The following is a 9,881-nucleotide window of genomic DNA, read 5'->3' as shown; positions in this document are numbered from 1 at the left end:
ATATTTCAGAGTCGGTGGAACCTCTGGCTAGGAAAGCCGAGCTTGTTCCGGATCGTAACTCAGCCCTTTGATCGAACCGTCTCTAATCTTCTCGACTGCTTCGTCAATGGCAAAAATAGGCACCAAGAACCACTCTCTCGGAGTTACTGGATGGCCAAATCGATCTTTGATTTCGATCTCGAGCCGTGCCTTTTCAAAGACACGATGAAGCAGGTTCTCTAACTTCACTCGATTGATGTTGTAAAGCTCATAGGTCGTTACGATTTCGACGTCTGCCATCAGAAAAGTTGGGTCCAACTTGGCATTAGCAACCCGACGCTCAACGCTTCCACCAGTCACACCGATTTTGTGGAGCAGGTCTCGGTTCTCTGCGACAATGGGCAATTTCGACTTGCTACGAAGAACATAGATGATCCCGCTGGCCTCATCACCGTCAACGGTCGCATTCGAGAATAGCGGACCTGCAACTGGGTCACTGATCGTACGACTTGTTGCATCCTTGCTCATTGCACGGTGCAGGGATCGCATCAGAAGGTTGCTCTCGGTACCATTGTCAAACACAACACGCAGCCGGGCGTCCCAGTCACCGTAGTCCTGTTTGAACAGGTCACCCTTCTCCGCGACGTAAGCTTTTTGGCCTGACAAGATGTAAAAGCGTCCTGCCTCGATCTCCGCGCTTGTTTCAGGAGGCCGTGTGGTCCGTAAACCCGCATCCAAGTCAGACTGGACCTTCTCGAACAACGGCTTGAAACGGTCAAAGTCCCTACACGTTTCTCGGTTGGCGATTTCTTCCGCTGCTCTTTTCTCGGCGGCGGGCCGAACGTGCTTTAGCTGAGTGAGATCGCCAACTGCGTTTTCAATATCCGCTAGGTCGGCAGCAAGACCGTCCAAATCGACAGCATCCTCGTCATCGAGTGACGCGCTCGCTCTGGCAAGCAAACCGCTAGTATCCATGGGTTCCAGCAATGACCGAGCCTCAGAGTTTGCAGCCAAACGTTCCAGGCGCACTGCGTAAAGGCGTTCAAAGATATCGCGTTCCTCTCCGTGCTTTGGAGCACGCCCTTCACGCTCATAGAACCTCAGAATGTCTTCAAAACCTGCAATCAAGCGTTCTTCAACTGGTGACCGTTTTGCTGGCTTATCCGGTGTATCAAATTCCGCCAGATCGTCGGCTAGTGCATCTAGATCATCACTCATAGCGGCCCTCCTTGCGGAAGCGCATGAAGGCCGTCGCGCCCTCAGCCATAAGTTTCTCGAAGGGATCGGCAGCGGTCACAGAGGGCGCTCTGCCATTCTCCCTTTTGAAACGGCTGGCCCGTTTGGCCCAAGTGATCGCATCTTCAGGCGTGATCGGGCTTCGTTTCGCCGAAATAACGGAAGCAACCTGACGAAGACTCTCTTCATTCATAGACTTGGCGAGTATGTTATACGCCTCGCCGAAGGGATTGATGGAGTCGATCAGATCGATATCAAGGTCGCGCACATCCATGGCGAATTTGCGCACACCATCGATAAGTGCCGTGTTTGCGGATGGTTCCTTTTCTTCGTCATCCAGGAGTGTTTTCTTGGCTTGTTGAGTCAGATTCATTGCTGCTACGGCCCGTTGCCGTACAGCCTCCACATCCCCCTCTTCAAGCTCCGGATATCGGTCCTTGATTATCTTTCCCATCCGCATGACGGTGAGTTCCTCAGGCACAAGTTCTTCATCAAAGAGGCCGCGTTCAATGGCGGGTTTGTCCTGCACGAAGGCGGTAATCACCTCGTTGAGGTCCTCCTGACAAATTCTCTCCGCTTCCTTTGTTTTTGGCTCGGTTAAACCCTTGATCTCGATCTGAAACTGACCGGTTTCTTCGTTGAAACCGATGTTGCTCGTTTCGGGGTCATATCCATTCTCACCATAGTCAAACCCCGGCTCTGCAGTGGAACTTGCTGTCTTTGGCTTGAAATTGAACCGTGGGGCCAAGACTTGCTCCATAAGCAAACTGGCAGCGATGGCTTTGAGTGTGTCGTTGATCGCTTCTGTCACAGCTCCTTCAGATGCATCAGGCTCAGCGATCAGATTGGTGAAACGCGCATGCGTTTTGCCCTCAGCATCCCGCGTGGCCCTTCCGATGATCTGCACGATCTCTGTCAAACTGGCCCTGTAACCCACCGTCAAGGCATGTTCGCACCAAATCCAGTCGAACCCTTCTTTGGCCATTCCAAGGGCGATGATCAGGTCAACATGATCGCGGTTAGTCTTCTGTGCAGGGTCCTTCAACCCTCGGGACACCCGATCCCGCTTTGCTGGATCATCCTCGACCAGATCAGCGATTTTGATCACTCGACCTTCCGGCGTCTTGACCAAATGAAACCCCGTCACAGGATCTGTATCCTGGTACACTCCCAAAGCATCTATAATGTGATCGACTTCCTTATGTTTGTCTCCTGTACTCTCACGAGCATTCACATTGGGAATATGCAGGATCGTTTTCTCAGTAGGGTCGAGTACAGCAAGCAGATCGTCAGCATACGAACCCGTGTAGAAGAAGTACCCTATGTCGAGCGTCTTGAGGTGCTCATACCCGTTTAGTTGTTCGTAGTAGGTGTATGTTACTGTATCGAACTTGGCCTCGTCTTCAGGGGACAGAACGGCCTCTGCATCGCCGCGGAAGTAGCTGCCCGTCATCGCAATAATGTGCACTCTGTCTCGAGCAATCAACTGGCCAAGATGAGCGCCTAACTTGTTGTCAGGATTGGCGCTTACATGGTGGAATTCATCCACGGCGATCAGACGGTCATCAAACACCTCGATCCCGAACTTATCCACGGCAAAGCGGAACGTGGCATGAGTGCATACGAGAGTATTGTCATCGCTTTCCAGGAACTTTCCAACACTGCCAACCTTGCCGTCATCGCCACCAGGGGTGTTGCAGAGGTTCCATTGGGGGGCTACCGACCAATCTGCCCAAAACCCGAACTTTGACAACGGTTCGTCATTGAAGCTGGACCCGATAGACTTTTCCGGCACTACCACGATGGCCTGCTTCAACCCCTGGTTCACCAACTTGTCGAGTGCGATGAACATGAGGGCACGTGACTTGCCCGATGCAGGTGGTGACTTGATCAATAGGTATTGCTCTCCCCGTCTCTCATAAGCCCGTTCCTGCATCGCCCGCATCCCCAGCTCGTTGGAAGTGGTGGAGCGGCCCGTTTGCTTGTAGTTCACAGTCACAGAAGGCACATGGTAGCGCCCACGTGGTTCAGCAAAACCCTTTGGTGGCACTTTCGGGGCCAGCCTTTTCTTCTTCGACTTCATGAAGAAATCCTCGCCCTGTTCCGGCATCTCGGATAGGTCGATGTCTTCGTCGCGGATCGCTTCGATTTCAGTGATACGTTTTTTCGAAATGGACATCGAATTCCCTCCGTTCTCTAGAGGTTGCTTTGCGGGCGCTGATCAAGCGGTACGCTCCACCTCGATCTGTGTGCACGACGCACAAGATCAAGGGAGCATGTCCGTCGGGACCCAAGCGCCCAAAACTAATTTCCCGCAGTTCGCCGTAGGCGCTGTCGTCCTCGGCCGTGAGGACTTCGTTCTGAAAAATCTCAGCGGCTTCTTCGAAGGATATACCGTGTTTCTTTTGGTTTTCAGAGTCTTTGTTGGAATCCCACTCAAAAGGTAAAACACCGCTGCCGTCGTCCAGGATCAAGTCATATTTCACATTCATCAGGGGCACTCGCAAAAGGTCATTGGTGATCCTCGCGAACACCAAACTGTTCCTTCAGAAAGTCGGCGGTTTCTTGGTGGCGAATTTTACAGACAACGTTTTGGTTAGAGAAGATGCCGCTGAATGTACGAGCGTCGTTCACTGACACGGTCTTCTGCCAATCAACACCAACGACGTAGGCACAGTTGTCAGGATCACCCGCGTTCTCAGTCAGGTAATCTCTGGGCAATGCGTCGATCAAGGGCTGTCCGTCGGGAAGCACATAATCAGTTGCAGCAACTTTCTCTGCAGTGATCAGACCATAGCCAAGGTACCCATTCTTCTTCTGGTAATAGAAAACCTTGTCACCAACGGATAGCTGATCGAGGCGCTTCGTGAAGAACTGCTTTCCGCTGACCGTGAAGAACCCGTACTCTCGCAGGTCAGCCCAAGGGCGATCTTCCTCTGACCCTCCGGTGACATAGTAGTATCCAGACCAAGGGGCTTGCACCTTCTTCACGGCGCGGTCCTTGACCTCCTCTTGATCTAGCAGAGCATCGGTTGTTAGCCATTCCTGACCTCCCGCCTCAAACACATTGAAGAACGCCGCGTTTATGCCAACGTCGTGCTCTTCGGACAGGTATTCGATAATCCGCTTCGTACCTTCATCCACCTCACTGGCCACAACGACCATTTGATGGGAAGCATTAAGAGTTTGCGGAAGGCTGGTGCCGAACTGGTCGCGGTAGGCTTTGGCCAACGGCACATCGAGCGACATTGCCAAAGCGTGAACATCACCAGTGCTGAGACGCCTTACCCATGAGGCGTAGTCGAGCACCTGAGCCACGATATCCCTAGGGCTCCGGTCGCGTTTCAGTTCGATGATGACGAGGTTGCCATCCTCATCCATCGCAAGGATGTCGATGAACTTGCCATGATCCGTCGCGATCTGGCGACCGATGACAAAGCCATCCACCCCAATCAATGTGAGGTCATTCGCCACCCACGCCTCTATCTTGGTCTCAAGGTCTAAAGGCTTGCGCTTGGCGGGCATTAAATTGGTGCCATTGATTTGGAAAAGACGGGTCAACGACGGCCCCTTTCAGCAATGCGCTCAACTAACAGAAACGAAGATTGACTAGCGCCCATTGACCGCTCCATTGGTATCTTTCTGATGTGCTTTGTGGAACCACTGGGGAACTGGTTGAAACTCACTTTCGGTTATGTGTTCTGGGATGGCGTTCCAGAACTTCTCAATCGCATCGGAGAACTCATCAATATTCCCATCAGCAACGTACAGATCGGTATAATCGGCGAAGTCAGTAAAGCTGGAACTGTTTGATTTGGAACGCCAACCATATTGGTCAAACAGTTCTGGGCGTTTGATTTTCAACTCCTTCTCACTCGGACCCACACCATGCTTGTAAGTGTTGACCACCATTCGACACACGTCGAGGCTTTCTCTGATTGCACAACCTTGTTGGAACAGTTTTTTGCAATCAAAGACTTCAAGAGCCTGTGCAAAGTTGGATTTCCAAATGGCCTTGGGGAGATGTTCTCCTTGCTGAAAATACCCTATGCAATCGTTTGAAGTCATCCATTCTCTCAGTGACTTTTCCCAAAGATGGTACATGCCAGAGATGAGCGCTAGTCGGGCCGAGTTCCCTAATTCATCAAGAGCCTGATAATACTGTATTCCTTCGTCCTGAGCTTGCTCATAAAATAAACCTTCATCGTGTCGATCAGGATCAAAATACTGCCCAGCTTTCGCAAGCCAGGCTTGACTGAACTCATCGGCTTCTTGCACAAGCTTTGCACTATCCGAGAACTGGTCGGTCAGGCGTTTCTTTCCCTCTGCTACGTAGAACCTATGTTCCATAATTAGGTTCTTGCGCCGAGGCTCCCACATCCAAAAAACACTCGTCATTGCTGCGGCACCTGCGTCGTCATTTTCGTATACATTTCGAACAGCTTCTCCAGCCGTTCTGTGTCGTTGCGGAAGCGTCTGCCGATGTAGATGCGTTCTAGCACCTCGTCGTTGCGGTCGTGGGCGGCACGTAGGTTTTCAGGCATGGCGTCGGGTTTGTATAGGTCGGCGATAGTCGCGGGGAAGTGAGCCTCGCGGGCCAACAGGATATCCTCGGCACAGCGGGTCAGGTCGACCTTGTTCTTTTCGGTGAGTTTGGGGACGGGGAAGGTATTCCAGCCAAGGGTGTTGGAGTAGCGGTAATCGGTTTTGATCTTGCCGCAGACGGTGGCGATCCACTGTAAGTGAAGTCGCGACACCAAAAGGGCTAACGTCCAAAGCGGCGCATCATAGACAGCAAAAGCACTGTCATTGACAATTGTATCTGACGGTAAGAGTCCAGCGGGTAAAAAATCCCGGTTAACTGAAGAGTGTCTTGGAACTATGATGCTGGCTGACGTCGCGGATACAACGTCACGAAATTGGTGCGCTCTTTCAGCCAGTTTTTGAGCGCCTTGGTCTCGACTTCCCAATCGGTTCTCGCGGTTCGCTTCCACCCTTTCCCGAATGAAATCGCTCGACATAGCTTCGACCAAATCATCGCTCTCGATCCACAAGCAATAACGCAGCCCTCCATTGATATAATCATGGCTACCCGCAATTGGTCGTATGAACTTGAGGGCTTCCTTGTCGGCAATTTGAGCCTTCTCTTCGGCGGCAAGCAACAAGTGCCCTCCGTCTACGGGTTTGTTGCCGTAGGTCATTTTGGGCAACGCACTGACAGACGATGAGGCTTTGCCAACGGATACGTTTTTGCTGGGAACCAGATACCCGTTTAGGTTCGGCACATCCTTGACCAACGTCTCCCCATTCTCATCAATCGAGAACAGCCGCTTCTCGCGCCCGACCACATTCGTGATCGCCACAATCGCAACAGTTACACCTGCGTTGTGACTGGCGAGGTTCGCCCATTTGAAGGACGTGTGGGCAAAGGTGATCTCATGCCCGTCAGCAAAGATCGCAGGCCATAGGATCGGCACCTGCTGCCCTTGACAGATTGAGTTGGTGGTTACAAAGGCGCTGACTGTCGGTGTGTGTAGCGCATAATCGGCCGCCTTCATGAACCAACCCGCAACGTAGTCGAGCGATTTCCAACTTTTGACTCGACCGTCGAAGATGCGTTTCAGATCACTCTTCTGATCAGCCGATTGCCATGTCGAACCAAGGTAAGGTGGGTTCCCGCAGATATACGTCTCGCCGCCCTCGTTCTCGAAGTCGATCTCGGCTTGATCTAGCGGAGTGTCGAATAGGTCCTCCGATGTCAACTTCACTGACTTGCCGGTTGGCGGACAGACATCCAGCCAGTCAAGTCGCAAGGCATTACCGCAGGTGATCCAGTTCCGTGCATCGAGCGGTAGGAAAGTGTCCCTTGCCACTTGAGGACCGCGATAGAGCACGTCGCACTGATACTCCGCAATGATCAGGGCCAAGCGGGCTATCTCGGCTGAGAAATCCCGCAGTTCAATCCCGCGAAAGTTTTGGATGCTAATGTCAGATGCGCGGTCAGCCTCGCCCCGCTTCAAATTGATCTGATGCTCAATCTCGCGCATCTGCTTGTACGCGATGACCAGAAAATTACCCGACCCGCAGGCAGGGTCGAAGACCCGAATGTTGGACATCCTTTTGCGCAGGTTCAGCAGTTTGACGGGGCTATCACCCGCACGGTCCAGGTGGACGCGCAGGTCATCAAGAAAGAGAGGGTTCAGCACCTTCAGGATATTGGGCACAGAGGTGTAGTGCATCCCGAGCTTGGAACGCTCCTCCTCATCTGCAACGGCTTGGATCATGGAGCCGAAGATGTCGGGGTTTATCTGGTCCCACGGCAGACCACCGATTTGGATCAGATAGCGTTGTGCGATGAGCGAGAAGCGTGGTACTTCGGTGGAGCCTGAGAAAAGCCCACCGTTCACGTAGGGAAACTGGTTGGCCCAGTTGGGTAGGTTGGCCGACGCACGATCCTGGATCGGTGTGTTCATCGCGCGAAAGATCTCGCTGATCACTTCATGCGTGTTGGAGCCATCCCTCGCGGCAAAAGTGTTGACAGTCTCAGTGAAGAGGTTCTCTCCCACTAGGATGTCGGTGTCCTCAGCAAAGAAGCAGAAGATCAAACGAGCCATGAAGTGGTTCATGTCGTGGCTGCGAGTTCCCCAGTCGGGGTTGTCCGAGCGCAAAGTGACATAGAGCTTGTTGAGCCGAAGCGTGGCCCGCACATCAAACTCGGACTCGCTGAGTTGTTTGGTCTTGCTCAGACCAGCTAGCGGCCAGAAAAACACGAAGTGGTTGGGGAGGTCTTCGTAAGTACAGGTAATGACATCACCCGACACCAAATCCTCAGCCTCGATTTGAACGCCATCAGTTGCCAACACAAAGCGAACCTTGTTGCGTTTGGTCTGCGTGGCTTTGCTTTCTTTGAGTGAAGTGATGGTTTCAGGAACCTGACCGTGATCACAGGTCTTTATATGGATCGACCCGGATTGCAGGACACCGTCCATGTCTGATTTGTTCGATGTGCCTTTTCGCAGCTTTTTCGACCGTGCTGCAGAGTTGTCGAAGCACTCTAGGAAAGCGTATGGGAACTCCTTTGCATCGTAAGGATGGTCGGCTAGTTCGCTAATGGCCTGTTCGATCTCTACGGCATTCACGGTTTGAGTTTCCTGAGAATGATCGCCTCAAGTTGAATGAAGGGCGAATTTGTTTGTTTGCAGCAACATAGCGTGAAGTTTGGAGAGGAAACAACTTCAAGTTGGCCTGCTGGGTAGTGGCCAGATTGCAAAGGTAACCGAATTAAGTTCCGCCATTGCAGAATTGTCCCCCACCATTGTGAAGGATCGACCGTCGCGATGATCTGCAGCTTTGTCGGCAGCTAGTTCGGCTTCGACCACCCCCTCCAACAACATTAACTTCAAGGACCTACTCATGGCTCATGCATCTGCTTTTGCCACTGGGTCAGCTTGTGCTTTGCGGCATGGGGCTGACTCGGTGGTACAAACACCATTAAGACCTCTTTATAGCGATTGTACCAGCTATGGCTCAGGCGACTTGGCTGACACCACGACCAACTCTTTGCTGGAAGAACTGGCTCGGCGTGGAGGAGGTCCTACGCATCAGGATGTCGCTATGGCACTGCGAGAACTCGTCGCTGCTATGGCTGCTATGGCTGATGGTACAGCACCTTCTAGCTTCGTCCTCTCCAGTCTTGATCCTGGTGTCGGAAAGACCACGACGTTGATCTACTTCGTTCAGCATCTCCTGAGGTCTCGACATCATGACAGCGTGGCGGTCCTGCTCTGCGTCTCCCGGCTGGAGGAGATTGCTCGCCTGGTCGAGGAGATGAACCTCAGTGTGGCTGACTTCGCGATCCTGACTTCTGACGAAGAGTTCAACCGTTTGAGTTCTATACGGCCAAGCGAGGCCCGTGTTCTGTTCACCACTCACGCCATGGTCATGAACCGCTGCCGTGGCCGTCGCTTCGGGGATGCTGGCGTTTTCCATTATCAGGGCAAGGTTCGTGCTGTCCGGGTGTGGGACGAGGCGGTACTTCCCGGCGAGGTGGTCTCCCTCAACGCGGATCAGCTTGCGTCCTTACGTGATCCGCTGCGGTACTCACACCCGGCGCTGGTTGAATTGATCGAGAAGCTGGAGGGTGAGCTTGAAGCATCATGTGGTCGAGGGACATGTACTTGGCCGGATGTCGAAGCAACCACAGGGGTCAGCTTATTGTCGGTCCGGCGGGGCCTGGAGCAACGACATGCCTCCTATCTCGACGCCTTGTACGCTCTTTCAGGGCGATGCGTTCTCCTGCGAAAGCCTAACAATGCCTCCAGGGTCATCACTGCGCTCGACAGCCGAGACGCGATACCAGACGATCTGGCTCCCATGGTGATCCTCGACGCCTCTGGGCGTGTTCGTGCGACCTATGAGCTATGGGAGAAGTATCTGGGGAACCTCGTGCGACTGCCCTCAGTAGCCAAGAGCTACGGGAACCTTACTGTCCACGTTATGGACAAGGGGTCAGGGAAGAGCGCGTGGTTGAAGAACGGGGAAGCTCTGGCTCAGGAGGTCGCCCAACTGATCGACAGCAAGCCCGAGGAGCCTTGGCTGGTTGTGTATCACAAGGGGGTCAGGAATGGCGCCATTCCCGATCGGATCAGGGGGCTGCTTGGTTCAAA

General features: G+C 53.0%; 6 protein-coding genes and 1 pseudogene. 1 reads left to right on the top strand and 6 read right to left on the bottom strand.

The window, feature by feature from the left end; genetic code table 11:
- Positions 1 to 27: 27 nt before the first annotated feature.
- The 6 genes from GOV80_RS22145 to GOV80_RS22120 are packed head-to-tail and all read right to left on the bottom strand — an operon-like array spanning position 28 to position 8,354.
- On the bottom strand, positions 28 to 1,197 hold the full coding sequence (locus GOV80_RS22145; RefSeq protein ID WP_170787804.1) for a GIY-YIG nuclease family protein: 1,170 nt from the start codon (positions 1,195 to 1,197) through the stop codon (positions 28 to 30).
- Positions 1,190 to 3,394 carry a DEAD/DEAH box helicase gene (locus GOV80_RS22140; RefSeq protein ID WP_237216010.1) on the bottom strand — a complete coding sequence of 735 codons (2,205 nt, stop codon included), beginning with the start codon at positions 3,392 to 3,394 and terminating at the stop codon, positions 1,190 to 1,192. Before GOV80_RS22140 ends, GOV80_RS22145 begins: the two co-directional genes overlap by 8 nt.
- Positions 3,366 to 3,707 carry a BrnT family toxin gene (locus GOV80_RS22135; RefSeq protein WP_170787801.1) on the bottom strand — a complete coding sequence of 114 codons (342 nt, stop codon included), beginning with the start codon at positions 3,705 to 3,707 and terminating at the stop codon, positions 3,366 to 3,368. The genes GOV80_RS22140 and GOV80_RS22135 overlap by 29 nt, the downstream gene beginning before the upstream one ends.
- 19 nt (positions 3,708 to 3,726) lie before the next feature.
- Positions 3,727 to 4,776, bottom strand: coding sequence for an endonuclease NucS domain-containing protein (locus GOV80_RS22130; RefSeq protein ID WP_170787799.1), 1,050 nt, complete (start codon positions 4,774 to 4,776; stop codon positions 3,727 to 3,729).
- 48 nt (positions 4,777 to 4,824) lie between these two features.
- On the bottom strand, positions 4,825 to 5,565 hold the full coding sequence (locus GOV80_RS22125) for a hypothetical protein (protein ID WP_170787797.1): 741 nt from the start codon (positions 5,563 to 5,565) through the stop codon (positions 4,825 to 4,827).
- A gap of 44 nt (positions 5,566 to 5,609) precedes the next feature.
- Entirely contained in the window at positions 5,610 to 8,354 is a 2,745-nt protein-coding gene (locus GOV80_RS22120) for a DNA methyltransferase (protein WP_170787796.1), read from the bottom strand.
- Positions 8,355 to 8,829: 475 nt separating this feature from the next.
- On the opposite strand from GOV80_RS22120, the pseudogene GOV80_RS22115 reads away from it, so the two are divergent.
- A pseudogene (locus tag GOV80_RS22115) lies at positions 8,830 to 9,881 on the top strand (DEAD/DEAH box helicase family protein); the annotation flags it as partial.

This window comes from Ruegeria lacuscaerulensis, assembly GCF_013034685.1.
Taxonomy (GTDB): domain Bacteria; phylum Pseudomonadota; class Alphaproteobacteria; order Rhodobacterales; family Rhodobacteraceae; genus Ruegeria; species Ruegeria lacuscaerulensis_B.
The sequence above is the reverse complement of the archived record's forward strand: the minus strand, read 5'-3'. Positions and strand labels throughout refer to the sequence as shown.

Bases quoted from the DNA above. Each gene is read 5' to 3' on its own strand.
- GOV80_RS22135 (WP_170787801.1), bottom strand. From the start codon at position 3,707: ATGAATGTGAAATATGACTTGATCCTGGACGACGGCAGCGGTGTTTTA.
- GOV80_RS22125 (WP_170787797.1), bottom strand. From the start codon at position 5,565: ATGGAACATAGGTTCTACGTAGCAGAGGGAAAGAAACGCCTGACCGAC.
- GOV80_RS22145 (WP_170787804.1), bottom strand. From the start codon at position 1,197: ATGAGTGATGATCTAGATGCACTAGCCGACGATCTGGCGGAATTTGAT.
- GOV80_RS22140 (WP_237216010.1), bottom strand. From the start codon at position 3,394: ATGTCCATTTCGAAAAAACGTATCACTGAAATCGAAGCGATCCGCGAC.